Source organism: Geodermatophilus sp. URMC 63 (genome assembly GCF_053502565.1).
Window position 1 is genome coordinate 2,429,384 of record NZ_CP199956.1, and the last position, 26,496, is coordinate 2,455,879.

Here is a 26,496-nt window from a genome sequence, read left to right on the forward strand (position 1 = left end):
GGACAGGTCGGGCGCCGACGGCGTCGGGAACCGGGTCCGGAACCCCCAGGCGACCCTGACCCAGCGCCTCCCGCGCGTCAACTCGTGCCGCCGCCGAGTCCCCGGGGCGTCCTCCTGGACGGGAGCGACGGCGCAGACGCCGTGCTGCGGCACCATGCAGGGGACGGCGTTCGCTCGCGAGCTGGGGAGGCAGGCATGGTGCTGGAACTGCGGCAGCCGGTCGTGCAGGCGCCGATGGCCGGCGGTCCCTCGACGCCGGAGCTGGCCGCGGCGGTGTCGGAGGCCGGGGGGCTCGGGTTCCTCGGGGCCGGCTACAAGAGCCCGTCGGCGGTGGCCGATGAGGTGCGGGCCGTCCGGGCCCTGACCGGCGAGCGGTTCGGCGTCAACGTCTTCGTCCCGGGACCGCCCGGGGACGACGAGGCCGTCCGCCGGTACGCCGGGGAGCTGCGGGCCGACGCCGAGCGGTGGGGCGTGGAGCTGGGGGAACCCCGGGCCGACGACGACGCCTGGGCGGCGAAGGTCGACCTGCTGGTCGAGGAGCGGGTGCCGGTGGTGTCGTTCACCTTCGGGCTGCCCCGGCCCGACATGGTCGCCGCGCTGCACGACGCCGGCGCCACGGTGCTGGTCACGGTCACCACGCCGCAGGAGGCGGTGGCCGCCCGCGACGTGGGTGCCGACGCGCTGACCGTGCAGGGGGTCGAGGCCGGCGGGCACCGCGGCGACTTCGGCGACGCCGACGGGGTGGGGGAGTACGGGCTGCTGACGCTGCTCCGCCTGGTCGACCGGGCCGTGGACCTCCCGCTGGTCGCCGCCGGCGGGCTCGTGGACGGCCCCTCGGTGGCCGCGGTGCTCGTGGCCGGCGCGGAGGCGGCCCAGCTGGGCACGGCGTTCCTGTGCTGCCCCGAGGCGGGCACCAGCCCGGCGCACCGGCAGGCGCTCACCACGTACGAGGCGACGGCGCTGACCCGGGCCTTCAGCGGCCGGCGCGCCCGCGGGCTGGTCAACCGCTTCCTCGCCGAGCACACCGCCGGCGCCCCGGCGGCCTATCCGCAGGTGCACCACCTGACGACGCCGCTGCGCGCCGCCGCGAGGAAGGCCGGGGACCCCGACGGCGTCAACCTGTGGGCCGGGCAGGGGCACCCGCTGGTCGAGGCCCTGCCCGCCGGGGAGCTCGTCCGCCGGCTCGCCGACGACGCCCGGGCCGCGCTCGCCGGCCGAGGAACCTCGATGACGAGTCGCTGACCGCGGTCCAGGAGGACGGCGCGGCCGGACACGCCCCGCCCGGAACCGGCGCTTCCCCGAGCCCATCGGCACTGTCGGCCGCACGGGCCGGCGCCTAGCGTCCGATCATGGCCGGGAAGCCGTTCGCGTGCCGGATCGGTCTGCACGACTGGGTGGAGGCCCACCCTGTCGAGGAACGGCCGCAGGGGCCGGAACGGGCGCGGGTCTGTCGGCGCTGCGGACGGCGTCGCGGCGGGGACATCGGTGGCCTGCCGCCCGCCGTCGTCAGCTGATCAGGTGCCGCAGAAGGTCGTGTAGGAGCCGAAGGTCTCCGGCGCCGGGGTGGCGTAGCGCTCCAGGCCCGGCCGCTCGTCGAGGGGCCGCGACACCGCCTCGAGCAGCCGTTGCAGCGGTGCCAGGTCGCCGTCGGTCGCGGCCTGCAGCGCCTCCTCGACCAGGTGGTTGCGCGGGACGTAGACGGGGTTGACCCGGTCCATCGCGTCGGCGTCGGGCGCCAGTGCCCGCCAGCGCTCCAGCCAGCCGTCGATGCCCGCGAGGTCCAGGAACAGCTCCCGCGTCGGCTCGGCCGCCCCCCGCGCCGCCCCCGACAGCGACCGGTGGAACGACGTGAGGTCCACGTGGTCAGCGGTCAGCAGCTTCAGCAGGTCGTCCATCAGGCCCGTCGCCACCGACTCCTCCAGCCCCTCCGGCAGGCCCAGCTTCTGCCGCATGCCGGCCGACCAGGCCGCGTTGTACGCCGGGCGGAACCCGCCCAGCGCCCCGACCGCCAGCTCGATGGCCTGCTCCTGCTCGTCGGCGAGCAGGGGCAGCAGCGTCTCGGCGAACCGGGCCAGGTTCCACTCCATGACGATCGGCTGGTTGCCGTAGGCGTAGCGCCCGCCGTGGTCGATGGAGCTGTAGACCGTCGCCGGGTCGAACGCGTCGAGGAACGCGCAGGGCCCGTAGTCGATCGTCTCGCCGGAGATCGTCGTGTTGTCGGTGTTCATCACCCCGTGCACGAACCCGACCAGCATCCACCGTGCCACCAGCGACGCCTGCGCCGCGATCACCGCCTCGAACAGCGCGAGGTAGCGGTCGTCGGCGTCGGCCGCGGCCGGGTGGTGCCGGGCGATCGCGACGTCGGCCAGGCGGCGCAGCAGGTCGACGTCGCCCGCGGCCCGCGCGTACTGGAAGCTCCCCACCCGCAGGTGGCTGCTCGCCACCCGCGCCAGGACGGCGCCCGGCAGCAGCGTCTCGCGGCGGATCGGCCGGCCCGTGGCGACGACGGCCAGCGACCGCGTCGTCGGGATGCCGAGCGCGTACATGGCCTCGCTGACGACGTACTCGCGCAGCATCGGGCCCACCGCGGCCAGGCCGTCGGCGCCGCCGCGCGCGAACGGCGTCCGCCCGGACCCCTTCAGGTGCAGGTCGCGCAGCCGGCCCCCGGTGTCGGTCAGCTCACCCAGCAGCAGCGCGCGGCCGTCGCCGAGCCGCGGCACGAAGCCGCCGAACTGGTGCCCGGCGTAGGCCTGCGCCACCGGCGCGGCGCCGTCGGGTACGACCGTGCCGGTCAGCAGGCCGACGCCCTCGGCGCCGCGCAGCCACGCGGCGTCGAGGCCGAGCTCGGTGGCCAGCGGCTCGTTGAGCACGAGCAGCCGCGGGTCGGGCGCGTCAGCCGCCTGCCACGGCACCGCCATCTCCGGCAGGTCCCGGGCGAAGCGGGACTCGAGACGGACGGTCGACGGCGGCGCGACGCTCATCTGTCCCAGGCTACGACGGGCGAGCCGCCGCGGCCCGGCTCGGGCTCGGCGACGTCACGGACGGCGACCGAGTCCGGGGTCCCCGGGGTGACGGTGAGCGCGCGCACGGTGACCTCCAGACGCGAGACCGTTGTCTTATGGCAACCATGGGCCCGGGGGTCGGCCCCGCCGCCCGACGAGGACGGGCGACCCGCGCTTGTCCCGCCTGACCTGGGGTAATGCCGGACGCAGCACGGATCACCACCCCGCAACGGAGGAGGAACAGTGACCACCAAGGTCGAGAAGTCGATCCAGGTCGACGTCCCGGTGACCACGGCCTACAACCAGTGGACCCAGTTCGAGGACTTCCCCCACTTCATGGGTGGGGTGAAGGAGGTCCGCCAGCTCGGCGACGACCGCATGCACTGGGTCGCCGAGATCGGCGGCGTCAAGCGGGAGTGGGACGCCGCCGTCCTGGAGCAGGTGCCCGACCAGAAGGTCGCCTGGGCCGCCACGAGCGGCGCGACCAACGCCGGTGCGGTCCGCTTCCAGCCCGCCGGGCCGAACTCGACGATCGTCTACCTGGAGCTCGAGTACGAGCCCGAGGGCCTCGTGGAGCAGGTGGGCGACAAGCTCGGCATCGTCGGGCGGCAGGCCGAGTCCGACCTCGAGCGGTTCAAGCGGCTCATCGAGGACCAGGGGTACGCCAGCGGCGCGTGGCGCGGCTCGGTCAACGAGCACCTCGACGTCGGCACGCCGACCACGGGTGACGCCTACGGCTCGCACGGCGACAAGGGCAAGGCCGGCGTCTCGGGCAAGGCGGTCGCCGCCGGCGTCGCGGCCGTGGCCGGTGTCGCGGCAGCCGCGGCCGCGGCCGCGGCCACGTCGGGCAGCAGGGAGCAGGAGACCCGGCCGGTCGAGCAGCCGGAGGGCGTCGTCCAGCCGCAGGAGGTGACCGTCGTGGAGCAGCCGCCGCCGGACGCGGTGGTGCGCGACGACGTGCTGGTCCCGGAGTCCGACCCCGAGGGCTACACCGGCACGAGCTCCACCGAGGGCGTCGAGCGGGGGGTGCGCCCTGACGGCGACGACCCGATGATCGGCGGCGGCAGCCGCTGACCCGCGCGGTCGGTGGGGGAGACGACGTCTCCTCCACCGACCGGCGTCCCGGGGAGCGGTGGCTCAGCCGAGCACGAGGGAGAGGGTCAGCGTCGCGGTCCCGTCCCCGTGCTCGAGGAAGACGCCGTCGCCGCGGGCCGTCCGGTAGTCGCCGGACCCACCGGTGACCGCCAGGGTCTTCTCCGGCGGCGGCGCGTTCTCGAACGCGTAGGCCACGGTCCCCTCGCCGTCCAGCGTCGCGACCGCGGTGCAGGTGGAGAGCCCGGAGGGGTCGACCACCACGCAGCTGCCGACCTCGTGGCCGACGTCGGCGCCGTCCCGCTGCAGCCGGTCGGAGAACACGATGACGTCCGCGGCCGAGGGGCCCGGCTCGCCGAGGTCGGTGTAGCTGAACGGGCTCGTGACGACGTGGAACTCGAGGACGACCTCGCGGTCGCCGTCGTCCCCGCCCCGGCCCGGGTCGGCGCCCGCCACGGCGCCGGGGACCACGAGGGCCGCGGTGGCGAGGGCGGCCCCCGCCGCCGAGACGGCGACGACGCGTCGTCGGACCATGGTGCCTCCTCCGGAACGGGGCCGGTCCGCTCCGGCCGCAGGGCGCCCGACTCTGCGCGCACCGGGGAGCCGAGGACAGGGCCCACGGCCTCTGGCGTCCCGCCGGCGCCGGACCCAGCGGTGGCGGCCCGCGGTCGCCTGGGGCAGCGTCGGCCGTGCCGCCCGCCGTCCCGCCGGCGCGGCGCACGTGACCGTCGAGGACAGGAGCACCGTCGTGGAGCACCGCACGCTCGGCCGCAGCGGCTGCGCGGTCTCGTCCCTGTGCCTGGGCACCATGACCTTCGGCGCCGAGACCGACGAGGCCGGCGCGCACGAGCAGCTCGACGTCTTCGTCGAGGCCGGTGGCACGCTGGTCGACACCGCCGACGTCTACTCGGCCGGCGTCGCGGAGGAGATGGTCGGGCGCTGGCTCGCCGCGCGGCCGGCCGACGTCCGCGACCGCGTCGTCCTCGCCACCAAGGGTCGGATGCCGATGGGCGCCGAGCCCAACGCCGTCGGCAACTCCCGCCGGCACCTGCGCCGCGCGCTGGAGGACTCGCTGCGCCGGCTCGGCGTCGAGCACGTCGACCTCTACCAGCTGCACGCCTGGGACCCGCACACCCCGCTCGAGGAGACGCTGCGTTTCCTCGACGACGCGGTGCACGCGGGGCAGATCGCCTACCCGGGCCTGTCGAACTTCCTCGGCTGGCAGGTGCAGAGGGCCGTCGACCTCGCCGAGCGCGAGCACCTGGCCGTGCCGGTCACGCTGCAGCCCTCCTACAGCCTGCTGGTTCGGCAGATCGAGTTCGAGATCGTCCCCGCCTGCCTGCACAACGGCCTGGGGCTGCTGCCCTGGGGACCGCTGGCCGGCGGCTGGCTGTCGGGCAAGTACACCCGCGACCAGCGGCCCGAGGGCGCCACCCGGCTCGGCGAGGACCCCGGCCGCGGCATGGAGGCCTACGACCGCGTCGGTGGGCGGGCGCGCACGTGGGACGTGCTGGAGGCCGTGCAGGACGTCGCCGAGGCGCGCGGGGCGCCGATGGCGCAGGTCGCGCTCGCGTGGCTCGCCGCCCGGCCCGCGGTGACCTCGGTGATCCTCGGCGCCCGGACGACGGAGCAGCTGCGGGGCAACCTGGGCGCCGCCGACCTCGTCCTCGACGACGCCGAGACCGCCCGCCTCGATGCCGTCAGCGAGCCCGGCGCCGCCGACTACCCCTACGGCGACGTCGGCACCGAGCAGCGCAGCCGCGACCTGTCCGGCGCCTGACGCCGGAGCGGCCGGGTCCCGGCGGGACCCGGCCGCTCCGCCGTGGTGTCGCAGCGCGTCGTGCCGCTACGCGCGACCGGTGGCCCGGCCGACCGCCTGCACGATCTGCTCGTACCGGGGCCGCCCGGCCTGCGCGCCGAGGACGTAGCCGGTGCCCATGCCCAGCCCCAGCGAGGTCAGCCGGGCCGCCCGCTTGGCGCGCTTCTCCACTCGGTGCGCGCTCCTGGCCACCGCCTCGGGGACCTTCTCGACCCGGCGCTCGGCCTGCATCGCCGCCCGCAGACCCGACTGCCCGAGCTCCGCGGCGGCCTCGGCCGCCCGGGACGCGGCGGTGACCGCGAGCACGGAGCCCGCGTCCAGCGCCCGGTCGGCGCTCCGCGCGCCGGCGTCCACCCCGCGTCGCAGGGCCGACCCCGTCGTGGCCAGGAGCGGACCGGCCGCGGTCGCGGCCTCCGCCGCCCGGGCCCGGGCGGTCGACGACGCCGACGTCAGGAGCGGAGCGGCCGCCGCGGCTGCCGCGGCGGCACGTGCCCGCACGACCGGACCGGTCGCGGCGGCCCGCTGCGCGGCGATGACCGTCGCGCGGCCGACCTGCTCCGCGCCGGTCCGCGACACCGTCCCCAGCCGGCCGGCCGTCGTGCCCGCGAGGGGCGCGACCGACGCCGAGAGCCGCTGCGTGCCGGCCCGCGACGCCGTCGCCACGCGCGCGGCCGCCGTGCTCGCGAGGGGCGCGACCGACGCCGACAGGTGCTGCAGGCGCGCCCGGCCGGCCGCCGGGACGGCGACCGCCCGGCGCGCCGTCCTCCGCTGGGCCCGCCGCGCCTGCTGCGCCGCGCGCGCGGCTCCCCGGCCCGCCCGGCGGGACGCCCGCCGCGCCGGCCGCGATCCCCGCCGCGCCGGCCGCCGGCCGCGGCGGACCGTGGAGAAGACCACCGCCCCGACGCCCAGCAGCGCGGCCACCGCGCCGCCGACCTGCGCCGCCCGCGCGGCCGCGCTCGTCGGCGGCCGCTCGACCAGCCCGAAGTCGGAGTCGCCGGGCTGCGCCACCGGCGGCGGGGGCGTGTCCGGCACCGCCTCCGGGTCGCGCGGCGCGACCTCCGGCTCGGCCTCGGCGGCCGGCAGCACGCTCTCGGAGGCCTCCGTCGAGTACTGGATGCCGTAGTGGAGGTAGAGCTGCGCCTCCTGGTCGGTGGTCAGCTCGCGGCTCTCGCCGAACCGCGGGGCAGCGACGACGGCGGTGCGCTCGACCACCACGCGCACCCGGCCGTCGACCTCGCTCGCGTCGAGCAGCGGTACGACGACCGTCTCGCCCTCCACGGTGGCGTACAACCACTCCGGCGAGCCGGTCTCGTCGTCGGCCAGCAGGTGCGTGATCGCGCCGATCTCGGCGTCGTCGCGGCCGACCACCGTCATGCCGACCCAGTTCCGGACCGAGTCCCGGTCGGGCAGTGCCATGGCCGTTCTCCCCTGTTCGCGCAGGCGGAGCCCTGGTGGCCCGCCCCTCTCGAGGCCGCCGTACCCCGGTCTCCTCCGCCCAACCGGACGTCGGTCCCGGCCCCGGCGGCGGAAAGCAGCAGCTCACCGCCGCGGTCCTCCGGGCAGGCGGGACGGCTGCTCGCGTTGACGTGCCGGTGCGGGGAGACCACGCTGCGGTGATGAGCGTCGTCCCGTTGCCGACCGCGGGCCGGTGGACCTGGGAGAGCGCCCGCGGCCGCACCCGGGCCGTCCGCGTCTCGCCGCACGCCGAGACCGGCCTGCTCGCCCTCAGCCTCTGGCGGGACGACCGGTGCGTGGGCAGCGTGCACCTCACGCCCGAGGAGGCGGCCTCCCTCGTGGGGCGGCTGTCGGAGGCCCTGGCCGGCCTGGTCGTGCCCCCGGCTCCCGCCCCGGCCGAGGTCCACCCGGTCCCCGCCGTCGAGGACCGGCTCGCGCTCCTGGAGCGGCGGCTCCGCGCGCTGGAGGAGGGGACACCGCCGGCCTGACCGATGAGTCCCGGCCACCCGTCTGGTCCACCCCGCGACGGGACGGGACGGGACGGGAAGAGGACGACGTGACGACGGACGACGGGATCCGCGAGGCGACGGCGGCCGAGCGGCGCGCGCAGGTGGCGATGTACTCCTCGCTGAACGACGGGCAGTGGGACACGCCCAGCCTGTGCGCAGGGTGGCGGGTGCGGGAGGTGCTCGCGCACACGACGATGCCCTTCCGCTACTCGACCCGCCGGGTGCTGCTGGGGCTGGTGCGGGCCCGCGGGAGCTTCGACCGGTTTGCCGACCGCGCCGCCCGTCGCGACGCCGCCGGGACCAGCCCGGCCGGGCTGGTCGCCTCGCTGCGCGACAACGTCGACACCGCGTGGTCCCCGCCGGGCGGCGGACCGCTCGGCGCGCTGTCGCACGACGTCATCCACGGTCTCGACGTCTCCGTCGCGCTCGGTCTCGACGACCGGTACGCCGCTCCGGAGCGGTGCGCCCTGGTGCTCTCCGGCCTGCGCCCGAAGCAGCTGCGGCTCTTCGGCGTCGACCTGACCGGCGTCCGGCTGCAGGCCACCGACGCCGACTGGTCCTACGGCGACGGCGAGGTCGTCGAGGGACGGGCGCAGGACCTGCTGGTCGCGGTCTGCGGCCGCCGGCAGCCCGCCGGGCGGCTGACCGGTCCGGCGGCCGGACGGCTGGCCGCCGGTTCCCCCGGCTGACCGTCAGCCGCGCGCCGCCTCCTGCACCTCGCGCAGCAAGGGGTTGGTCAGGTACTGCCCACCGACCACGACGGTGGGGGAGACCTCCCAGCCCTCCGGGTGGTGGGCGCGGACGGCGGCGGCGGCCTCCGGGTCGTCGGCGAAGCGCACCGAGCGGTGGGGGAAGCGGGTCAGCGCCATCTTCGCCCGCAGCTTCGCCGACCAGGGGCAGCCCGGCCTGTAGTACACGGTGACGGCCTGGTCGGTCACGGCGGTCCTCCCTCGGGTCCTGCGGTCGGCACGGTCCCAGGACGGCCGGTCGTGGGCAAGCGGGTCGCGCGGGGAGCAGGCAGGCTGGGCGGGTGAGCTGGCTGGTCACCGGGGGAGCCGGGTACGTCGGGGCGCACGTCGTGCACGCCATGGTGGCGGCCGGGGAGGACGTCGTCGTCCTCGACGACCTGTCCACCGGCGACGCCGGGCGGCTGGCCGGCCTCCCGCAGGTGCGGTTCGAGGTCGGCTCGGTCCGCGACCGCGGCATGGTCCGCCGGGTGCTGCGCGAGGCCGGCGTCGCCGGCGTCGTCCACCTCGCCGGCCGCACGCAGGTTGCCGAGTCGGTCGTCGACCCGCTGCTCTACTGGGCCGAGAACGTCGAGGGGCTCGTCGCGCTGCTCGAGGGCTGCCGGGCCAAGGGCGTCACCCGCTTCGTGTTCTCCTCCAGCGCCGCGGTGTACGGCATGCCCGACGCCGACCGGGTCCCCGAGGACACCGCCTGCTGCCCGCTGTCCCCGTACGGCCGCGCCGAGCTCGCCGGGGAGGACCTGCTCCGCGACTGCGCCGTCTGGGGCCTGACCGCGACCAGCCTGCGCTGCTTCGACGTCGCCGGCGCCGCCGCCCCCGAGCTCGGCGACCGGGGGACGGCGAACCTGGTGCCGCTGGTCTTCGAGGCCCTGGACGCCGGCCGGCCGCCGCTGCTGTTCGGCGACGACCACCCGACGCCCGACGGCAGCTGCGTGCGGGACTTCGTGCACGTCTCCGACGTCGCCGACGCGCACGTGGCCGCCGCCCGCGCGCTCGCCGCCGGTCGGCCGGGCGGCACCTACAACGTGGGCCGCGGCGAGGGCAGCAGCGTGTTGGAGGTGCTGCGCGTCGTCGCCGAGGTCACCGGCGGGGACACCACCCCGAAGGTGACCGGCCGGCGCCCCGGCGACCCGGCGCGGGTGGTCGCGGCCGTCGACCGGATCGGCCGGGACCTGGGCTTCCGGGCCACCCGCGACCTGCGGCAGATGATCACCAGTGCCTGGGAGGCCTGGCGCGCCCTGCAGCCGCTCTGACCCCTCCCGCGCGACGTCGTGCTCTGCCCACCGGAGTGGGCAGAGCACGAAGGGGCCGCCGGGGACCTGTTCCGTGGCCAGTCGTGCTCTGCCCACAGGGGTGGGCAGAGCACTACGGGGCCCGGGACACCACGGCCCGGGCCAGCTCCCGGGCGGCGGCGTCGGCGAGGAGCACCTCCGGCAGGCCGGCCAGCGCGGCGCGCATGGCCTCGGCGCCGCCGAACTGGAAGCCGAGCTGGGTCCGGTAGCAGGCGCACGCGTCGGCCCGCCGGCCCAGGTCCTGCGGCAGCTCGACCGGGGCCAGGCCGCCGGGCAGGTCCGGTCCCGGCCGGGCGTCCGGGTCGCGCAGCACGTACGGCGAGTCCCGCCACCACAGCACCGGCCGGCCGGTGCCGGCCACCGCCCGCAGGACCTGCAGGTGGTCGACGTGCGCCCCGAGCGCCTGCGGGGCGAGCCAGAGGTCCCCGGGCAGGCCGGTCAGCGCCGCGCGGACGTCGGTCCAGGCGTCGTCGTCCTCGTGCACGCCGGCGAACAGCTCCGCCGCGCTCTCGTACCCGCGGTGCGGCGCCTCGCGCAGGTCCAGGTGCAGCGGCGTCGCGCCGAGCACAGCCATGGCGGCGGCGTCCTCGTCGCGGCGCAGGGCCATGTAGTCGACGTCGGCCGGCAGGTCCTTGTCCAGCTGGCAGGCCAGCGCGAAGCCCCGCGGGTCGGGGACGCTGCGCGTGAAGCAGGTGACCACGGTGACCTCGTGCCCGGCGTCGGCCAGGGCGGCGAGCGTGCCCCCGACGGAGAACGCGGCGTCGTCGAGGTGCGGGCTGACCGCGGTGACCTGCATCAGAGCAGGTGCGCGGCCGACCGGAACCGGCAGGAGAGGTCGACCTCCGGCGGCATCGTCCAGTCCGCGGACGGCGTCGACCCGGCCACGTCCCGGTACACCCCGTCGATCGAGCGGGCCAGCACCGGCCAGGAGTAGAGCCGGCGCACCTCCTCCAGCGCCGTCGTCGCCAGCCGCTCCCGCAGTGCGCCGTCGGTCAGCAGCCGGTCGAGTGCCGCGCGCAGCCCGGCGACGTCACCCGGGGTGTGCAGCAGGCCGTTCTCCCCGTCGCGCAGGCAGTCGACGACGCCGACGCTGTCGGTGCTCACCGTCGGCAGCCCGCTGGCCATGGCCTCCAGCAGCGTGTTGGAGAAGCCCTCGCTGTAAGTGGGGCTGACGAAGACGTCGGCCGAGCGGTAGACCGCCGGCGCCTCGTCGGGCGGCACGTAGCCGAGGAACGTCGTCCGCCCGTCGGCGCGGGCGCGGGCCTCGTCGAGGTCGGGGCCGATGCCGGAGACGACCAGCCGGACGCCCTCGGGCAGCGCCTCGAGCAGGTCGAGCACGCCCTTGCGGCGGTCGACCCGGCCGTGGAACAGCAGCACCGGCGGGTCCTGCAGCGACCCGAGCGGCCGCTCGGCGGGGGTGAACCGGCGGGTGTCGGTGGCGCCGGGCACGATCGTGAACCGCGCCGGGTCCGAGCCCAGGTTGCCGACCACCTCGTCGCGGAAGCTGGCGCTGCCGATGAGGACGGCGTCGGAGGCGTCGACGACGGTGTGCATCGCGTACGCGTGGGTGGTGCAGCAGGTGCCCACCCAGTGCCCGTCGCCGCCCTGGATGCTCACCACGGCGGGTAGTCCGGTCTCGCGAGCGGCAGCCAGCACCGCCAGCCCCGGCGGGTAGCCGTACTGCGCGTGCAGCACGTCGAAGGGGCGCTCGGCGTGCAGGTCGAGCACCGTGCGCACGATCTCGGCGATGTCGCCCTCCCAGTCGGCGGGGACGACGGTCTCCCCGCGGCTGGGCAGCGCGTGCACCTCGACGCCGGCGGGCACCCGGTCGGGCGGAGGCGGGCCGCCGCCGTAGACGCGGGTGCCCGCCTCGTCGTCGCGGTACTGGCTGACCAGCACCACCTCGTGGCCGAGGGCCACCAGGTCGCGCAGCAGGTTCTCCGCGTAGACGCTCATCCCGCTGACCGCCGGCCAGTAGCGGCGGCTGACGAAGCAGATCCTCATCCGCCGGCTGCCACCAGCGTCGCCATCGACCGCGGCACCATCTCGTGCGCCCGGTGGCTGTCCCGGGACAGCTCCAGGGTGACCAGCTCCCGGTAGTCGACGTCCACGAGCGCCTGCAGGACCGCCGGCAGGTCCAGGTCCCCCTCGTCGAGCGGCAGGTGGTCGTGCACGCCGCGGCGCATGCCCTCGACCGCGACCGTCCCGAGGTGCGGCGCGAACCGGGCCACCGCCTCCTCGGGCGTGTACGCCCCGGCGACGACGCAGTGCCCGGTGTCCAGCGCCAGCGTGATCCCGGGCGCCTCGGCGGCCAGGCGGGCCCAGCCGTCGCAGTCCTCGACCAGCATCCCGGGCTCGGGCTCGACGGCGAGCGCGTACGAGCGGCCGCCGTGGCTGTCGACCAGCGCGCGGACGCCGTCGGCCAGCCAGCCCCATGCGGCGTCCCGGTCGACGCCGTCCCGGGGGACGCCCGCCCAGAAGCTCACCGCCTCCGCGCCGAGCACACCGGCCAGGTCGCAGGCCAGCCGCAGGTAGGCCAGCCGGCGCGCCCGCCCCTCGGGGGAGGCGGTCACCAGGGTCGGCTCGTGCTTGGCCCGCGCGTCGAGCAGGAAGCGGGCGCCGGTCTCCACGACCACGCCCAGGCCCAGCTCGTCGCACTGCGCCCGCACCTTCTCGGCCTGGGCGAACGCGTCGGGGGCGAACGGGTCGAGGTGGACGACGTCGAGGGTGAGCGCGACTCCGGCGAAGCCGCAGTCGGCGAGGAGGGACAGCGCGTCGGACAGCCGGTGCGAGGTCAGCCCGTTGGTGTTGTAGGCGTACCGCAGGCTGCCCTGCCCGTCGCGTGAGCTCGCGAGCCCGCTCACGACGCCAGGACCTCGGCGACCACGTGCCGGCCCGGCTCCCGGTAGAGCGCGTACAGCGCGCCCACCCGCCGGTCCGCGCCGGCCCGGTCGAACCAGGCCGGCCCGCCCAGGCGCTCCTCGGCGTCGGCGGTCAGGTGCACCCGGGCCCAGCCGCCCGGGTCGGTCCCCACGGCGACCAGCCGGTCACCGTGCTCTCTCAGCCGTCGCACGCCACGCTCTCCGATCCGCCCGTAGGACATCGTCTCGACCTCCAGCCCCGGCACGAGCACCTTGGCCGCCACCGCCTCGCCCACCGAGGGCTGCAGCTCCACCAGCACGTCGTGGCCGGCCGCCTGCACCGCGCCGGTGACCTGCGCGTGCAGGTCGTCCCCACGCCAGACAGGCAGGTCGCCCAGCGCCACGGTCGACCGGCGGGACAGCACCGTGTCCTGCAGCAGGTCGACCAGCGCGGTGGTGCCCATCCGCGTCCAGGCCAGCATCGCCTGCAGCGCGCGGTCCTCCTCGACCAGCCGCTCCGGGGGGTGCCCGGTGCGCCAGTGGTCGAGGTATCCCGCCGGGGTGGCCGGCAGGACGACGTCGTAGGGCCCGTGCATGAACGCCTTGCGCGCGCGGGCCGACGCGAACTCGTGCAGTGCCTTGCGGACGGCGGTGTCGCGGTCGGGGTGGGCCGCCTCGCCGCACGCGGTGGCCATCACCGGCACCGACTCGGAGCCGTCCCGCGAGCAGCCCACCGCGTACACGTCGACGACGCCGAACTCCGTCGAGGCCAGCTTGACCACGACGTCGATGCCCGCGGCGTCGAGCCGGTCGAGCAGCGCCCGCGCGTCGGGGTCGGTGAGGCCGTCGAGGTCGACGACGACGCCGCGGTCCATCGCCCGGAACGCCGTCGCGTTGCCGTCGCGCTGCAGCACCTCCAGCAGCGCGTGGGTGACCGCGCGGTCGGCGTCGAACGCCGCGCCCTGGCCGTTGGTGATGACCGTGGTGAGCCAGCCGCCGGGCGGCGGGTCGCCGGGCAGGTCGTCGGGCGCCGAGGCCACGAGCTCGGCCGGCACCAGCACCTGCTCGCCGTCGCGCAGCCGGGTCATCGGCAGCCACTGCAGCGGCCGGTCGTCGTCGTACGGGCTGCCTGCCTCCAGGCACAGCTCGCGCGGGTCGGCGACCCGGTCGCGGCCGTGCCGGCGGCTCATCTCGGCGTAGGAACCCTGCTCGCGGACGACGCCCTGGTGCGCGCGCAGCGACAGCGCCATCTCGGCCATCTCGCCCATCGCGCCGGTGCGGGCCTCCTCCCGGGTGGCGCCGTAGCCCAGCCCGCTGCCACCCGGGTGCAGCTCCGAGGGCGGCAGGACGGCGCTGTGCAGCGGCACGTCGAGGACGTCGATGCCGGCGATGGCGAAGTCCTCGACCGGCGTGGGGAAGCTGTCGCGGTACCGCTGCGACGGCGCGACCTCGGTCGTCGTCACAGCTCCTCCAGGGGGACGGGCGCGGCGTCCGGCGGCCCGGACAGCAGCCGCTGCACCAGGTGGACGACGTGGTCGGTGGTGACCCCGGGGACCATCTCGAACGGCGTCGCGACCACCTCGAAGTCCAGCTCCGCGACGACGGCGAGCATCTCCCGCAGCTCCCCGTGCGAGAGCGGGATCTGCGCGTGGAACGCCTTGTGCGCGGACAGCGCGACCGGCTCGCCGTCGGGGGAGAGGTCGACCTTGAGCGAGTCGCCGCAGAAGAGGACGCCGCGGCGGGCGTCGTGCAGCACCGAGTGCCCGGGGAAGTGGCCGCCGGTGCGGTGCAGGGTGAGGTCGGGGGCGAGCGTCAGGACGTCGTCGGCCGGCCAGGTGACCCGGAAGGCCTTGGTCCAGACCAGGTCGTGCACGTTGACGCACACCACCCGCGGCTCGAGCTCCTGCTGCAGCTGCCACAGCGCGCCGTACCCGTGCACGTGCGACGACGCCAGCACCGGGAAGCCGCCCTTCTCGGCCGCCATCCGGCGCAGCTCGGCGAGCATGTCGGCGGTGTACCAGGGGGCGCACTCGAAGCCGACCAGGCCGATGTCGGTCTCGATCACCCAGCCGCGGCTGTCGAGGCCGAAGCGCGGCTCGGTGCCGAACTCGGTGACGCCGTCCACCGGCGCCGGCCGCCAGGACCCGGTGACCAGCTCGTCGGCCTGCTTGTCGGTGACGAACTCGAAGCCGTGCTCGGGCAGCGCGTTGCGCACGTCGGCGCAGACCGGGCAGACCACCGGCCCGGGCGCCGGCCAGCGCTGCCAGTGCCCGCAGTTGGTGCACGCGTAGGCGGGCAGGTCGGGCAGCAGGCCGCGGTAGGGGTTGGTGTCGACCTGGCTGGTGCCGTGCCGGGCGCGAGTGCCGTCAGCAGCGAGGTCGGCGGCGGGGTCGGTGGTCCGGTCGATGGCGCCGGGCACGTCGGGCGAGCTCACGGGGTCCCTCTCTCCAGAGCGGTGAGGAGCAGGCGGTGCAGGGCGAGGTCGCGGGCGGGGGCGTACGGCCACCGCGCGCGGCCCGCGACCGCGTCGGTGAAGGCGGCGAACTGCGCCTGGAACGGCGAGGTGTCGGCGGCGAACGGCACGTCGACCGGGTCGGGGCGGTACAGCGTCAGGGAGCCCCCCGCCGTCTGGCCCATGGTGTCGACGGCGACCGCCATCCCGCGGGTGCCGACCACCTCCAGCCGGCGGCGGGGCAGCGCGTCGGGGGTGTTGAACGCGACGTGCAGGCCGACCAGCACGCCGCCGTCGGTCGTGCCGGTGAGCAGGGCGCCGTCGTCGACGCCGTAGTCGTGCACCCGGGTCTGCAGCAGCGCCGAGAGCGTGGTGACGTCCTCGCCGAGCAGCGTGCCGGCCAGGTCCAGCCCGTGCGGGGCGAGGTCGATGGCGGCGCCGCCGCCGGCGCGGGCGGGGTCGACCCGCCAGTTGTCGTGCGGCCGGCCGTCGGGCGTCCAGTCGCCGGGCAGCCAGCAGCAGTAGACGATCCGCACCGCGGTGACCGTGCCCAGCTCGGGCACGAGCTCGCGCAGTCGCACGTGGGCGGGGTGCCAGCGCTGGTCGTAGGCGGTGCCGAGCAGCACGCCGGCCTGCGCGCACGCGTCGACCAGCGCCTGCGCGTCGCCGGCGTCGGCGGCCAGCGGCTTCTCGCACAGCACCGCCTTGCCGGCCGCGGCGGCCGCCTCGGCCAGCGCCCGGTGCCCGGCGTTGGGCACGGCGACGTAGACCGCGTCCAGGCCCGGCGTGGCGAGGAACTCCGCCAGGTCGGGGGTCCGCCGCGCGCCCTCGACCGGCATCCGCTCCATCGCGACGGGGTCGAGGTCGTGCAGCGCGACCACCCGGGCGCCGGGGACGGCGAGCAGCGCGGGCAGCGCGTGGTCGCGGGCCACCCACCCGCACCCGGCGACGCCCCACCCGACGCTCACCAGGCCTCCGGGAGGTCGACGAGCAGCCGGCGGCGGGCAGCGTCGGCGGGCAGCGGGTCGGGCCAGCGCTGCGGCAGGTGGGAGGAGCGCGGCCCGTACTCAGCGGCGTAGCGCTCGTTCGGCCAGGTCAGCACGCCGTCGCGGTAGAGCGGGTTGGGCGCCAGCGGCGGCAGCGGCTCGCCGAGGTCGACCGGCGCGGGGGCGAGCGGGTCGCCGGCCACCAGGGCGATCGCCTCGCTCGCGTGCAGGTCGGCGGGGTCGGCCGGCCGGGGCGGGCGGCCCGCCAGCAGCGAGCGGGTCAGCTCGTCGTCGTCGTAGAGCAGCGCGGTGCCGAGGACCTCGGCGTAGCCCTCGGGCGTCAGCGGCTGCCCGTGCGGGTCGGCGACGTGCGCGTGCCCGACGACGACGGTGCCGCCGTCCCCGGCCAGCGCGCGCATCGCCGCGGCGGCGGCCGGCTTGTCGCGCAGGAAGTAGAAGGCGTCGTGGCACATGACGTAGGCGGGGGAGCCGACCCGCAGGTCCGGCGCGGCGGTGAGGTCGGCGCACACGTAGCGGGCGTCCGGGCAGACGAACCGCCGCGCCAGCCACAGCTTGGCCCACACGACGTCCACGCCGAGGAGGTCGGTGCACCCACGGCGGGACAGCTCGCGCAGGTGCGCCCCGATCCCGCAGGCGACGTCGACCACCGGCCTGCTGCCTGGCCAGTGCTGCTGCAGCAGCGCCAGGCCGGCCAGGTGGGTGGGGTCCGACCAGCGGTGCGCGAAGTAGTCGGCCACCCTCCCCATGCCGAGCAGGGTCATCGCCTCGCGCAGCGTGCGGGCGGCCGGGACGCGGGCCAGCTGCTCGGGTGGGGGCGGCGGCTCGGTCCACCAGTCGTCGGCGTCGGCGAGCAGCAGCACCCGTGCCCGGTCGACGTCCCCGGTGGCGACCAGCTCACCGACCCGGTCGCGCAGGTCGTCGCGGCCGGCCCGGGCGTAGGGGATCCCGTCGACGACCGGTGCGTCGAGCAGCGTGCCGGTCACAGACCCGCCGCCCCCAGGACGTCGAGGTGGTAGCCCTGCACCGGCCCGGCGTGCACCAGTTCGAGGTCGTCGAGCGCCTGGGCGGCGGTGAACGCCGCCGCCCGCGCGTGGTGGTGCACCTGCAGCACCCGGTCGAGGACGTCGGCGGCGTGGAAGGCCCGCGCCTCCGGCACCTCGGCGCCCGGCCGCAGCGCCAGCACCGCGCGCAGCCGCCCGGCGAGCGGTCCCGGCAGGTCGGCCAGCTCGCGCTCCTCCAGCGTGGTCACCACCCGCTCGAGGGCGTTCCCGAGCAGCACCTCGCCGGCGAACCCGGCGTCGGGCAGGACGACGTTGTGCAGGTGGTGGCCCAGGCCCAGCAGGAACGGCTCGACCGGGTCGGCGCCCACCACCGGCGCCACGAGCACCGAGTAGACCGCGACGGTGAGGCAGTGGTCGCCGTGGCTCTCCGGCGGCTCCACCACCACCCGCGGCTTCCCCGGCGCGGTGGCGCCGGCACGCGGCTGCGCGTTGAGGGCACCGGCCAGCTCGGGAGCGGGACCGGGCGCCGGCAGCGGCCCGAGGGACGCCCGCAGCCGGTCGCGCAGGCCGTCGTCCAGCGGGCCGGCCACCTCGTCGAACGCGCGGCGCAGCACGCCGAGCGCCTCGTCGTCGGAGAGGCCGGCGGAGGTCAGCACACCGGTGTCGATGCCGGCCAGCCGGGCGCGGGCGACGGCGGCCGCCGTCTCGGAGTACGCGACGGCGCCGACGTCCTCGCCGGACACCAGCCGCGCCCACGCCCGGGCGAAGGCCTGCTCGGCCAGGGAGCCGGGTGTGCCGGCCACCCGCACCCGCTTGGCGTCGCCGATCTCGGCGAGCAGCGGGCGCAGCGCGGCGAGCGGGGCGAGCGTCGCGGCAGGAGAGGGGGCGAGGCCGGTCACCGGCCGGCTGCGCCGGCGGCCAGCCAGTCGAGCAGTGCGGACTCCTGCCGGTGGAGGGCGTGCTCGGGGACGCTGCCGTCGGCGGTCATCGGCGCCTTGAAGAACCAGCCGAGCTGCCGCTGCACACCGCCCTCACCGCGCTGCTGGGCGAGGTCGGTCAGCCGGGCCAGCTCGAGGGCCAGCGGCGCGGCGAGGATCGAGTCGCGGCACTGGAAGTCGACCTTGACCTGCATGCGCTGGCCGAGGAAGCCGACCAGGTCGATGGCGTCCCAGGCCTCCTTCTGGTCGCCACGGGGCCGGTAGTAGTCGATGCGGACGACGTGGTCCTCGACCGGGTAGCCGAGGATCGAGTCGAGCACGCTGCCCTTGGTGTTCAGCTTGCTGGCCAGCGAGTCGGGGTCGTCGAGGGCGAGGCCGTCGCGGTTGCCGAGGATGTTGGTGGAGTACCAGCCCTCGACGGTCAGCGACCGGCTGCGGAAGGCCGGCGCGAGGACAGTCTTCATCATCGTCTGGCCGGTCTTGCCGTCCTTGCCGGCGATCGGGACACCGCGGGCCTCGGCGAACGCGGTGAGCGCCGGGACGTCGGCGGCCAGCGACGGCGTGAAGTTGACGTAGCCGACGCCCTCGGCGATGGCGGCGTAGGCGTAGACCATCGCCGGGGTGATCGCGCGGTCGTCGGCGTCCAGCCCGTCCTCGAAGGCCTCGACCGTCTGCAGCGCGGGCGCCTCCGGGTCGGGCCAGCGCTCGGTGGAGGCCAGGTTGACCAGCACCAGGCCGTCGAGGGACTCCTCCTCGCGGAAGCGGCGCAGGTCGGCACGGACGGCGTCGACCTGCGCGCGGCGGGTCGCGGCCAGCACCACGTTGCCGCCGGTGACGTTGCGGCAGAAGTCGGCGTCGCCGGCCGCCGGCCAGGGCGTGACGCCCGAGAGCGCCGGACCGGCCTGCTCGAGCTGACGGGCCTCCAGGACGCCGTGCTGCTCGGCGGCCTTGCGCAGGTCGGAGCCGTCGAGGTCCCACCCGCGGACGACGAGGGAGTCGTACCCGACCAGGCCGGTCGTCTCCTCGACCGGCCCGCCGGCCACCTCCAGGCCGGCCAGGGGCAGGCCGTCGGTGCCCGCGGCCCCGGTGCGGACCAGTTCCAGGCCCGCGACCGCGGTCGTGGCGACCGCACCTCCGAGACCCACCACAGCAATGCCGACGCGACGAGAACCCTGCGACAAGACGACCTCCGCACACCTCGGGGTGGACCCGCTCCACTCCGTCCCGAGCCTGGCACAGGAGCATCACGGTCGCCGGGTGAACCCAAGATTCTGGCCTGCAACCCGGTGGCCCCCCGTGTTGTGTCCTCGCCGACGGGCTGCGGGGCCCCGCGGGCGCCCGGACCGGGCCAGGATGGGGAGCCCCGAGCCGACCAGGAGCGCGCCGTGACCCAGCCGCCGTACGCCCAGCAGCCGTTCCCCCAGCAGCCGTTCCCCCAGCAGCCCCACGAGCAGCCCCACGAGCAGCCCCCCGGTCCGCCCACCGCGGCGATGGTCGTGCCGCGCTTCACCGTCCGCCAGCGGATCACCGTGATGGTCAACCGCTACGAGATCCGGGCGGTGGCACCGGACGGCAGCGAGGGCGAGCTGCTGGCGATGGCCCAGCAGAAGCGGCTCAAGCTCAAGGAGGAGGTGGTCTTCACCGCCGACGAGGCCCGCACCCGTCCCGTCTTCTCCTTCCGCGCCCGCCAGCGGCTCGACGTCCACGCCCAGCACGACGTGTTCGACGAGCAGGGCCGCGTGCTCGGCACCTTCGGCAAGCGCTTCGGCGCCAGCCTGCTGCGGTCGACCTGGGACCTCGGCGTCCCCGGGCTGACCGCCGTGGGCCGCGAGCGCCGGCCGTTCATCGCGATCCTGCGGCGGGTCTGGACACTCATCCCCTACCTCGGCGACGTCTGGGTGCCCTTCGTCTTCCACTTCGACTTCCTCGACTCGGCGACCGGCGCCCCGGTGCTGGTGGTCGAGCGGCGCAAGTCCATCCGCGACCGCTACGACGTCTCCGTCCCGGACCCGCGGCTGGACTTCCGCGTCGCCGCCGCCATGGCCGTGGCCCTCGACGCCCTGCAGAGCCGCTGACGCCGGTGCCGGCCCCACACGACGAACCGGCCGGCGACTTCTGCGACGACTTCGACGGCCCGGGCCTCGACCGCGACGTCTGGGTGCCGCACTACCTGCCGCAGTGGAGCCCGCGGGCGGCGACGGCGGCCCACCACGAGGTCCGGGACTCCTGCCTGCGGCTGTACCTGCCCGACGACGCGCCGCTGTGGTGCCCGGACGACCACCCGCCGCTGCGGGTCTCGGGCATCCAGTCCGGGGTGTTCTCCGGGCCGGTCGGCAGCACGGTCGGGCAGCAGCCGGTGCGGCCCGGGGCCGTCGTCCGCGAGGAGCAGCCGGCGCACTGGGGCTGGACGCCGCGGTACGGCGTGCTGGAGATGCGGGCGCGCGCCACGGTGACCCGCGCTCGATGGTGGCCTGGTGGCTGGTGGGCCTGGAGGACGCGCCGGAACGCTGCGGCGAGCTGTGCGTCATGGAGGTCTTCGGCGACGCGGTGGACCCGGTCGAGGGGGCGGCGGTCGGCGCGGGCACCCATCCGTTCCGCGACCCGCGGCTCGTCGAGGACTTCGCCGCCCCGCGGCCCGGCATCGACGTCGCCGACTGGCACACCTACGCCGTCGACTGGCGCCCCGACGGCGCGGCCTCCTCCGTCGACGGCGTCCCGGTGCACCGGGTCGAGGTCACACCCGACCACCCGGTGCAGGCGATGCTCGCGGTGTTCGACTTCCCGGAGGAGGGGGCGCCGGGCGAGCCCCACGTCGTCCCCGAACTGGTCGTCGACTGGATCCGGGGGAGCGCGGGGACGTGGTGACCCCGCAGGTGGGTGTCGCCGGCGTCACCAGCTGAGCGCTCACGCGGGCAGCGGGAACACCAGCAGCGAGCTCGACGCCGTCGCCACCAGCCGGCCGGTTGCGTCGAGCACCTGGCCCTCGGCGAAGGCCACGCGCCGTCCCGGCTTGACCACCGTGCCGACGGCGGTGAGCGGCCCGCTGGCCTGCGTCACCGCCCGCAGGTAGGTCACCTTCAGCTCGATCGACGTGTAGCCCACCCCCTGCGGCAGCGTGGAGTGCACCGCGCAGCCGGCGACGGTGTCGAGGAGCGTGCAGACCAGCCCGCCGTGCACGACGCCGATGGGGTTGTAGACCGACTCGTCGACGGTGCAGGTGAACTCGACCCGCCCCTCCTCGACGGCCACCAGGTCCATCTGCACCAGCGGGGTGACCGGGGGCGGCGGCAGCTCGCGGTCGAGCAGTGCCTGCAGCGCCTTCAGGCCCGAGCGCTCGCGGACGCCGGCCGCGGTGACCATCGGGTCGTACCAGGTGACGGTGCGCGAGCGCGGTTCCCCCCACGCGGCCGGTGCCGCGGTGACGTCGTCGGCCTCAGTGCTCATGCCGCTCCTCCGCGGGCAGCCCGGACAGGACGCGGCCGGCGGGGGTCAGCACCCGCTCGACCCGGCTGCCGTTCACCGGCTCGCCGCACGTGCGGCACACCCACTCCGCGTCGACGACGTGCTCCTCGTGCCCGGCCGGCGCGTGGTGCAGCCGCACCGGCGGCTCCTCGGCCGCCCAGCGGTCACCCCACTGCAGCAGCGCCTGCAGCACCGGCAGCAGGTCACGGCCGGAGGCGGTGAGGTGGTAGCCCGAGCGCGGCGGTGCGTCGCTGTACTGCCGCCGCTCCAGCACGCCGGCGGTCACCAGCGCGTTGAGCCGCGCGGTGAGCCGGTCGCGGGGCGCACCGGTGCCGCGGGCGATGTCGCTGAAGCGGTGGTTGCCCAGCGACACCTCGCGGACGACGAGCAGCGACCAGCGCTCGCCGACAAGTTCCAGGGCGGCGGCGATCGAGCAGGGGCGGCCGGGCAGACCGGCCAGGTCGAACGAAGCGGTCACCCCGTCAGTTTGCCCGTCGAACCGACGTCGCGCCACACCCCGGGAACGCCGGCAGGCGGGGACCCCGTGGGGTCCCCGCCTGCCGCGGTGACGTGCCGGCCCCCTCGCAGGGCCCCGCTGCGAGCTCGCGAGCAGTGGGGGGCGAGGGGGCCCTTCGTCAGCTCTTGGGACGCGCACCGGCGCGCAGGGCGCCGAGCAGGTCGTGGTTGAGCCGCGAGATGTTCTCCATCGAGATGCCCTTCGGGCAGCTGGCGGAGCACTCACCGATGTTGGTGCAGCCGCCGAAGCCCTCGAGGTCCTGCTGGTGGATCATGTTGACGACGCGGTCGTTGCGCTCGGGCTGGCCCTGCGGCATGAGGCCCAGGTGCGTCACCTTCGAGGCGGTGAACAGCATCGAGGAGGCGTTCGGGCAGGCCGCCACGCAGGCGCCGCAGCCGATGCAGGTGGCGGCGTCGAACGCGGCGTCGGAGTCCTTCTTCGCGACCAGGATCGAGTGCGCCTCGGGGGCGGTCCCGGTCGGGGCGCTGATGTAGCCGCCGGACTGGATGATCCGGTCGAGGGCCCCGCGGTCGACGGCGAGGTCCTTGATGACCGGGAACGCCGTCGCCCGCCACGGCTCGACGTCGATCGTGTCGCCGTCCTTGAACGACCGCATGTGCAGCTGGCAGGTCGTCGTCTGCGGGTGGCCCGGGAACAGCCCGTTGCCGTGCGCGCGGCCGTTGATCATGACGCCGCACGACCCGCAGATGCCCTCACGGCAGTCGTGGTCGAACGAGACCGGCTCCTGGCCGTCGAGGATCAGTTGCTCGTTGAGGACGTCCAGCATCTCGAGGAAGGACATGTCCGGGGAGATGTCGGTGACCTCGTAGGTCACCATCTTCCCCTTCTCCGTCCGGTCCCGCTGACGCCAGACGCGCAGCTTGAGGTTCATCTACTTGTAGCTCCGCTGGGCGAGGTGGACGTACTCGAACTCGAGGGCTTCCTTGTGCAGGACCGGCGGGGCACCTTCCGGCGTCCACTCCCAGGCGGCGACGTAGGCGTAGTTCTCGTCGTCGCGCAGGGCCTCACCCTCGGGGGTCTGGCTTTCGGCGCGGAAGTGCCCGCCGCAGCTCTCGTTGCGGTGCAGGGCGTCGACGCACATGAGCTCGGCGAGCTCGATGAAGTCGGCGACCCGGCCCGCGTGCTCCAGGCTCTGGTTGAAGCGGCCCAGCTCGCCGGGCACCTTCACGTTGGTCCAGAACTCCTGGCGGATCTCGGGGATCCGGTCGAGCGCCTTACGCAGGCTCTCCTCCGAGCGCTCCATGCCGCACAGGTCGAACATCAGCCGGCCGAGCTCGCGGTGGAACGACGCGGTGGTCCGGGTGCCGTTGATCGACAGCAGCCGCTCGCTCTGCTGGCGGACGCCCTCGAGCGCCTCGACGGCGGCCGGGTGGCTGTCGTCGACCTTGTCGAACGGGCCGGAGGCCAGGTAGTCGTTGATCGTGTTGGGCAGGACGAAGTACCCGTCGGCCAGGCCCTGCATCAGCGCGCTGGCGCCGAGCCGGTTGGCGCCGTGGTCGGAGAAGTTGGCCTCGCCGATCACGAACATGCCGGGGATGGTCGACTGCAGGTCGTAGTCGACCCACAGCCCGCCCATCGTGTAGTGCACCGCCGGGTAGATCCGCATGGGGACCTCGTAGGGGTCCTCGCCCGTGATCTGGGCGTACATGTCGAAGAGGTTGCCGTACTTGGCCTCGATGGCCGGCCGGCCCAGGCGCTGCATGGCCTCGGCGAAGTCGAGGTACACGCCCTTGCCCTCGGGGCCGACGCCGCGGCCCTCGTCGCAGACGTTCTTCGCCTGCCGCGAGGCGATGTCGCGGGGGACGAGGTTGCCGAACGCCGGGTAGATCCGCTCGAGGTAGTAGTCGCGCTCGGACTCGGGGATGTCGCGCGGGTCGCGGGTGTCGCCGCGCTCCTTGGGCACCCACACCCGGCCGTCGTTGCGCAGCGACTCGCTCATCAGCGTGAGCTTGGACTGGTACTCGCCGTGCACCGGGATGCAGGTCGGGTGGATCTGCGTGTAGCAGGGGTTGGCGAACAGCGCGCCCCGCTTGTGCGCCCGCCAGATCGCCGTGGCGTTGGAGCCCTTGGCGTTGGTCGAGAGATAGAAGACGTTGCTGTAGCCACCGGTGGCCAGCACGACCGCGTCGGCGAAGTGGGTGCTGATCTCGCCGGTGATGAGGTCGCGGGCCACGATGCCGCGGGCCCGGCCGTCGACGACGACCAGGTCGAGCATCTCGGTGCGCGGGAACTGCTCGACGGTGCCGGCCGCCATCTGCCGCTCGAGGGCCTGGTAGGCGCCGTAGAGCAGCTGCTGGCCCGTCTGGCCGCGGGCGTAGAAGGTCCGCGACACCTGGGTGCCACCGAAGGAGCGGTTGTCGAGCAGGCCGCCGTACTCGCGGGCGAAGGGCACGCCCTGGGCGACGCACTGGTCGATGATGTTGACGCTGACCTCGGCCAGCCGGTGCACGTTGTTCTCGCGGGCGCGGAAGTCGCCGCCCTTGACCGTGTCGTAGAACAGCCGGTGCACCGAGTCGCCGTCGTTGCGGTAGTTCTTGGCGGCGTTGATGCCGCCCTGCGCGGCGACGCTGTGCGCGCGGCGCGGGCTGTCCTGGTACCAGAAGGACTTGACCTTGTAGCCGGCCTCGCCGAGCGTGGCGGCGGCCGCGCCGCCGGCCAGGCCCGTGCCGACGACGATGACCGTCAGCTTGCGGCGGTTGGCCGGGTTGACCAGCTTGGCGCGGAAGCGGCGCTCGCTCCAGCGCTCGCCGATCGGGACGTCCATCGGGGCCTTGGTGTCGGCGATGGGCTCGCCGACGGTGAACAGTTCGAGGGCCATTTTCGTTGCTCCTGGTTCAGCCGACGAGCCCGAAGAGGATACTGAGCGGCGGGATGAGGAACCCGGCGGTCAGCACCACGGCGAAGACGGTGGCGAAGGCGTTGACCGTGCGCTCCCGGGTCTTGTTGCTCTGCCCCAGGGTCTGGGTCGCACTCCAGACGCCGTGCCGCAGGTGGAAGCCGAGCGCGAGCAGGGCGACGACGTACACGAGGGTGACGATCGGGTTGGAGAACCCGGCGATCACGCGGTCGTAGGGGGTGGAGTCGGGGCCCTCGGGGTTCGCCACCCCGAGCGTGAGGTCGAGGATGTGGTAGACGATGAACAGCCCGAGGATCACGCCGCCCCACCGCATGGTGCGCGAGGCGTAGCTCTGGGCCACGGCCTTCTTGGTCACGTAGCCCTGCGGCCGGGCGCGCTTGGCCTGCCGCCACAGCGAGATCGCCGCCCAGATGTGCGCGACCACCGCGGCGAGCAGGACCACGCGGATGATCCACAGCGTCGTCTGCTCCGGCACCGCCGGCTCGCCGATCGTCCGGATCCAGTGGGAGTACCCGTTGAAGGTCTCCGCGCCGGCGAAGATCTTCAGGTTCCCGATCATGTGCGCGATCAGGTACAGCACCAGGATGATGCCGCTGACCGCCATCACCGCCTTCTTGAAGACCGAGCTGGTCTTCGCGGCCTTCGGGGTCCTGCGCTGGCCCGAGTGCGTCACCGTCACCACGGCACCAAGTTAGGCTCGTTACCCACCTCCCGGCCATGTGGACACGCAGTGACTCACCTCATGTAAGGGAACCCTGAGCGCAGGTCAGGACGTTGGTGGTCCTCCGCCGGGCCCGGGAGCCTGCCGGGCCCGGACCGCCCGATCGGAGGAGGACACGTGGCAGGACCGACCAGGGGTTTCCTGGGCCGCCGGCGGGAGCGGGACCCGCGGCTGCCCCCCGGCCAGTACGACGTGGGGGCCGACTGGCCGGTGCTGACCGCCGAGCCCACCCCGCGCATCACCCCGGAGACCTGGAGCATCACCGTCGACGGCCGGGTGGAGACCCCGACCACGTGGACCTGGGACGAGGTGCACCGGCTGCCGGGCTCGGACTACCGCGGTGACATCCACTGCGTGACCACCTGGTCGAAGTTCGACACGCACTTCGCCGGCGTCAGCGTCGACACCCTGCTCGAGGCCGCCCGGCCCACGGCCGAGGCGGCCTTCGTCGTGGCGACGGCCAAGACCGGCTACACGACCAACCTCCCGCTGGCCGACGTCACCGGCGGCAGGGCCTGGCTGGTCTGGCAGGTCGACGGGGAGCCGCTGCCCGTCGAGCACGGCGGCCCGGTGCGGCTGCTGGTGCCGCACCTCTACTTCTGGAAGAGCGCCAAGTGGGTGACCCGGCTGACGCTGCTCACCCGCGACCAGCCCGGCTTCTGGGAGCAGAACGGCTACCACGACCGCGGCGACCCCTGGCGCGAGCAGCGCTACCAGGGTGACTGAGGAAGGACCTCGTCCTCC

The 26,496-nt window shown here is 75.3% G+C and carries 28 protein-coding genes; 9 read left to right on the top strand and 19 right to left on the bottom strand.

The window, feature by feature from the left end:
* The first annotated feature begins 195 nt into the window (after positions 1 to 195).
* The gene (locus ACWIZO_RS11810) at positions 196 to 1,242 is read left to right on the top strand and encodes a nitronate monooxygenase (RefSeq protein WP_448642633.1); all 1,047 of its coding nucleotides are present in this window, start codon (positions 196 to 198) and stop codon (positions 1,240 to 1,242) included.
* Between the two features lie 272 nt (positions 1,243 to 1,514).
* Here ACWIZO_RS11810 and ACWIZO_RS11815 read toward each other — a convergent pair whose 3' ends face one another.
* On the bottom strand, positions 1,515 to 2,981 hold the full coding sequence (locus tag ACWIZO_RS11815; RefSeq protein ID WP_448642634.1) for a protein adenylyltransferase SelO: 1,467 nt from the start codon (positions 2,979 to 2,981) through the stop codon (positions 1,515 to 1,517).
* Positions 2,982 to 3,245: 264 nt separating this feature from the next.
* Between ACWIZO_RS11815 and ACWIZO_RS11820 the strand changes: the two genes are divergently transcribed.
* A complete protein-coding gene (locus tag ACWIZO_RS11820) occupies positions 3,246 to 4,076 on the top strand; it encodes an SRPBCC family protein (RefSeq protein ID WP_448642635.1) in 831 nt (276 codons plus the stop codon).
* A 63-nt stretch (positions 4,077 to 4,139) separates the two neighbouring features.
* On the opposite strand, the gene ACWIZO_RS11825 is transcribed toward ACWIZO_RS11820, so the two are convergent.
* Positions 4,140 to 4,628 carry a hypothetical protein gene (locus tag ACWIZO_RS11825; RefSeq protein ID WP_448642636.1) on the bottom strand — a complete coding sequence of 163 codons (489 nt, stop codon included), beginning with the start codon at positions 4,626 to 4,628 and terminating at the stop codon, positions 4,140 to 4,142.
* A 214-nt stretch (positions 4,629 to 4,842) separates the two neighbouring features.
* On the opposite strand from ACWIZO_RS11825, the gene ACWIZO_RS11830 reads away from it, so the two are divergent.
* A complete protein-coding gene (locus ACWIZO_RS11830; protein WP_448642637.1) occupies positions 4,843 to 5,874 on the top strand; it encodes an aldo/keto reductase in 1,032 nt (343 codons plus the stop codon).
* A gap of 66 nt (positions 5,875 to 5,940) precedes the next feature.
* On the opposite strand, the gene ACWIZO_RS11835 is transcribed toward ACWIZO_RS11830, so the two are convergent.
* Positions 5,941 to 7,329 carry a PRC-barrel domain-containing protein gene (locus tag ACWIZO_RS11835; RefSeq protein ID WP_448642638.1) on the bottom strand — a complete coding sequence of 463 codons (1,389 nt, stop codon included), beginning with the start codon at positions 7,327 to 7,329 and terminating at the stop codon, positions 5,941 to 5,943.
* Between the two features lie 200 nt (positions 7,330 to 7,529).
* On the opposite strand from ACWIZO_RS11835, the gene ACWIZO_RS11840 reads away from it, so the two are divergent.
* Together ACWIZO_RS11840 and ACWIZO_RS11845 are read left to right on the top strand one after the other, a co-directional pair.
* Positions 7,530 to 7,856 carry a hypothetical protein gene (locus ACWIZO_RS11840; RefSeq protein ID WP_448642639.1) on the top strand — a complete coding sequence of 109 codons (327 nt, stop codon included), beginning with the start codon at positions 7,530 to 7,532 and terminating at the stop codon, positions 7,854 to 7,856.
* Between the two features lie 68 nt (positions 7,857 to 7,924).
* Entirely contained in the window at positions 7,925 to 8,566 is a 642-nt protein-coding gene (locus tag ACWIZO_RS11845; protein ID WP_448642640.1) for a maleylpyruvate isomerase family mycothiol-dependent enzyme, read from the top strand.
* A 3-nt stretch (positions 8,567 to 8,569) separates the two neighbouring features.
* On the opposite strand, the gene ACWIZO_RS11850 is transcribed toward ACWIZO_RS11845, so the two are convergent.
* Positions 8,570 to 8,815 carry a glutaredoxin family protein gene (locus tag ACWIZO_RS11850; RefSeq protein ID WP_448642641.1) on the bottom strand — a complete coding sequence of 82 codons (246 nt, stop codon included), beginning with the start codon at positions 8,813 to 8,815 and terminating at the stop codon, positions 8,570 to 8,572.
* Positions 8,816 to 8,907: 92 nt separating this feature from the next.
* Here ACWIZO_RS11850 and galE point away from each other — a divergent pair, with 92 nt between their 5' ends.
* On the top strand, positions 8,908 to 9,876 hold the full coding sequence (gene galE, locus ACWIZO_RS11855; RefSeq protein WP_448642642.1) for a UDP-glucose 4-epimerase GalE: 969 nt from the start codon (positions 8,908 to 8,910) through the stop codon (positions 9,874 to 9,876).
* A 112-nt stretch (positions 9,877 to 9,988) separates the two neighbouring features.
* Here galE and ACWIZO_RS11860 read toward each other — a convergent pair whose 3' ends face one another.
* Genes ACWIZO_RS11860 through ACWIZO_RS11900 form a run of 9 tightly spaced genes read right to left on the bottom strand, consistent with a single transcriptional unit; the run spans position 9,989 to position 19,322 of the window.
* Positions 9,989 to 10,711 (bottom strand): PIG-L deacetylase family protein, encoded by a 723-nt coding sequence (locus ACWIZO_RS11860; protein WP_448642643.1) that lies wholly within the window; start codon positions 10,709 to 10,711, stop codon positions 9,989 to 9,991.
* Complete coding sequence (locus tag ACWIZO_RS11865) at positions 10,711 to 11,919, bottom strand: glycosyltransferase family 4 protein (protein ID WP_448642644.1); 1,209 nt, start codon at positions 11,917 to 11,919, stop codon at positions 10,711 to 10,713. Before ACWIZO_RS11865 ends, ACWIZO_RS11860 begins: the two co-directional genes overlap by 1 nt.
* The gene (locus tag ACWIZO_RS11870; protein ID WP_448642645.1) at positions 11,916 to 12,779 is read right to left on the bottom strand and encodes a sugar phosphate isomerase/epimerase family protein; all 864 of its coding nucleotides are present in this window, start codon (positions 12,777 to 12,779) and stop codon (positions 11,916 to 11,918) included. The genes ACWIZO_RS11865 and ACWIZO_RS11870 overlap by 4 nt, the downstream gene beginning before the upstream one ends.
* Positions 12,776 to 14,239, bottom strand: a complete 1,464-nt coding sequence (locus ACWIZO_RS11875) for a YcaO-like family protein (RefSeq protein WP_448642646.1) — start codon at positions 14,237 to 14,239, stop codon at positions 12,776 to 12,778. The genes ACWIZO_RS11870 and ACWIZO_RS11875 overlap by 4 nt, the downstream gene beginning before the upstream one ends.
* Positions 14,236 to 15,210 (bottom strand): MBL fold metallo-hydrolase, encoded by a 975-nt coding sequence (locus ACWIZO_RS11880; RefSeq protein WP_448642647.1) that lies wholly within the window; start codon positions 15,208 to 15,210, stop codon positions 14,236 to 14,238. Before ACWIZO_RS11880 ends, ACWIZO_RS11875 begins: the two co-directional genes overlap by 4 nt.
* Positions 15,207 to 16,196, bottom strand: a complete 990-nt coding sequence (locus ACWIZO_RS11885) for a Gfo/Idh/MocA family protein (RefSeq protein WP_448642648.1) — start codon at positions 16,194 to 16,196, stop codon at positions 15,207 to 15,209. The genes ACWIZO_RS11880 and ACWIZO_RS11885 overlap by 4 nt, the downstream gene beginning before the upstream one ends.
* Entirely contained in the window at positions 16,193 to 17,218 is a 1,026-nt protein-coding gene (locus ACWIZO_RS11890; protein WP_448642649.1) for a class I SAM-dependent methyltransferase, read from the bottom strand. The genes ACWIZO_RS11885 and ACWIZO_RS11890 overlap by 4 nt, the downstream gene beginning before the upstream one ends.
* Positions 17,215 to 18,135, bottom strand: coding sequence for a hypothetical protein (locus ACWIZO_RS11895; RefSeq protein ID WP_448642650.1), 921 nt, complete (start codon positions 18,133 to 18,135; stop codon positions 17,215 to 17,217). The genes ACWIZO_RS11890 and ACWIZO_RS11895 overlap by 4 nt, the downstream gene beginning before the upstream one ends.
* On the bottom strand, positions 18,132 to 19,322 hold the full coding sequence (locus tag ACWIZO_RS11900) for an inositol-3-phosphate synthase (RefSeq protein ID WP_448642651.1): 1,191 nt from the start codon (positions 19,320 to 19,322) through the stop codon (positions 18,132 to 18,134). Before ACWIZO_RS11900 ends, ACWIZO_RS11895 begins: the two co-directional genes overlap by 4 nt.
* A gap of 237 nt (positions 19,323 to 19,559) precedes the next feature.
* Between ACWIZO_RS11900 and ACWIZO_RS11905 the strand changes: the two genes are divergently transcribed.
* Entirely contained in the window at positions 19,560 to 20,249 is a 690-nt protein-coding gene (locus ACWIZO_RS11905; RefSeq protein WP_448642652.1) for a hypothetical protein, read from the top strand.
* Between the two features lie 91 nt (positions 20,250 to 20,340).
* On the opposite strand, the gene ACWIZO_RS11910 is transcribed toward ACWIZO_RS11905, so the two are convergent.
* Positions 20,341 to 20,622: a hypothetical protein gene (locus ACWIZO_RS11910; protein ID WP_448642653.1), complete on the bottom strand. Its 282-nt coding sequence runs from the start codon at positions 20,620 to 20,622 to the stop codon at positions 20,341 to 20,343.
* A 15-nt stretch (positions 20,623 to 20,637) separates the two neighbouring features.
* Here ACWIZO_RS11910 and ACWIZO_RS11915 point away from each other — a divergent pair, with 15 nt between their 5' ends.
* Positions 20,638 to 21,039, top strand: coding sequence for a glycoside hydrolase family 16 protein (locus tag ACWIZO_RS11915; protein WP_448642654.1), 402 nt, complete (start codon positions 20,638 to 20,640; stop codon positions 21,037 to 21,039).
* A 39-nt stretch (positions 21,040 to 21,078) separates the two neighbouring features.
* Here the strand turns inward: ACWIZO_RS11915 and ACWIZO_RS11920 are convergent, their stop codons facing one another.
* The 5 genes from ACWIZO_RS11920 to ACWIZO_RS11940 all read right to left on the bottom strand — a co-directional run bounded on the left by ACWIZO_RS11920 (position 21,079) and on the right by ACWIZO_RS11940 (position 25,704).
* Positions 21,079 to 21,618, bottom strand: a complete 540-nt coding sequence (locus tag ACWIZO_RS11920) for a PaaI family thioesterase (protein ID WP_448642655.1) — start codon at positions 21,616 to 21,618, stop codon at positions 21,079 to 21,081.
* Positions 21,608 to 22,114, bottom strand: coding sequence for a winged helix-turn-helix transcriptional regulator (locus ACWIZO_RS11925; RefSeq protein WP_448642656.1), 507 nt, complete (start codon positions 22,112 to 22,114; stop codon positions 21,608 to 21,610). Before ACWIZO_RS11925 ends, ACWIZO_RS11920 begins: the two co-directional genes overlap by 11 nt.
* 157 nt (positions 22,115 to 22,271) lie before the next feature.
* A complete protein-coding gene (locus ACWIZO_RS11930; RefSeq protein WP_448642657.1) occupies positions 22,272 to 23,045 on the bottom strand; it encodes a succinate dehydrogenase/fumarate reductase iron-sulfur subunit in 774 nt (257 codons plus the stop codon).
* Entirely contained in the window at positions 23,046 to 24,992 is a 1,947-nt protein-coding gene (locus tag ACWIZO_RS11935) for a fumarate reductase/succinate dehydrogenase flavoprotein subunit (protein WP_448642658.1), read from the bottom strand.
* Between the two features lie 16 nt (positions 24,993 to 25,008).
* Positions 25,009 to 25,704 (bottom strand): succinate dehydrogenase cytochrome b subunit, encoded by a 696-nt coding sequence (locus tag ACWIZO_RS11940; RefSeq protein WP_448642659.1) that lies wholly within the window; start codon positions 25,702 to 25,704, stop codon positions 25,009 to 25,011.
* Positions 25,705 to 25,869: 165 nt separating this feature from the next.
* On the opposite strand from ACWIZO_RS11940, the gene ACWIZO_RS11945 reads away from it, so the two are divergent.
* The gene (locus ACWIZO_RS11945; RefSeq protein WP_448642660.1) at positions 25,870 to 26,478 is read left to right on the top strand and encodes a sulfite oxidase-like oxidoreductase; all 609 of its coding nucleotides are present in this window, start codon (positions 25,870 to 25,872) and stop codon (positions 26,476 to 26,478) included.
* Positions 26,479 to 26,496 lie beyond the last annotated feature (18 nt).

Bases quoted from the DNA above. Each gene is read 5' to 3' on its own strand.
- ACWIZO_RS11810 (WP_448642633.1), top strand. From the start codon at position 196: ATGGTGCTGGAACTGCGGCAGCCGGTCGTGCAGGCGCCGATGGCCGGC.
- ACWIZO_RS11815 (WP_448642634.1), bottom strand. From the start codon at position 2,981: ATGAGCGTCGCGCCGCCGTCGACCGTCCGTCTCGAGTCCCGCTTCGCC.
- ACWIZO_RS11825 (WP_448642636.1), bottom strand. From the start codon at position 4,628: ATGGTCCGACGACGCGTCGTCGCCGTCTCGGCGGCGGGGGCCGCCCTC.
- ACWIZO_RS11835 (WP_448642638.1), bottom strand. From the start codon at position 7,329: ATGGCACTGCCCGACCGGGACTCGGTCCGGAACTGGGTCGGCATGACG.
- ACWIZO_RS11840 (WP_448642639.1), top strand. From the start codon at position 7,530: ATGAGCGTCGTCCCGTTGCCGACCGCGGGCCGGTGGACCTGGGAGAGC.
- ACWIZO_RS11860 (WP_448642643.1), bottom strand. From the start codon at position 10,711: ATGCAGGTCACCGCGGTCAGCCCGCACCTCGACGACGCCGCGTTCTCC.
- ACWIZO_RS11865 (WP_448642644.1), bottom strand. From the start codon at position 11,919: ATGAGGATCTGCTTCGTCAGCCGCCGCTACTGGCCGGCGGTCAGCGGG.
- ACWIZO_RS11915 (WP_448642654.1), top strand. From the start codon at position 20,638: ATGGTGGCCTGGTGGCTGGTGGGCCTGGAGGACGCGCCGGAACGCTGC.
- ACWIZO_RS11920 (WP_448642655.1), bottom strand. From the start codon at position 21,618: ATGAGCACTGAGGCCGACGACGTCACCGCGGCACCGGCCGCGTGGGGG.
- ACWIZO_RS11930 (WP_448642657.1), bottom strand. From the start codon at position 23,045: ATGAACCTCAAGCTGCGCGTCTGGCGTCAGCGGGACCGGACGGAGAAG.
- ACWIZO_RS11935 (WP_448642658.1), bottom strand. From the start codon at position 24,992: ATGGCCCTCGAACTGTTCACCGTCGGCGAGCCCATCGCCGACACCAAG.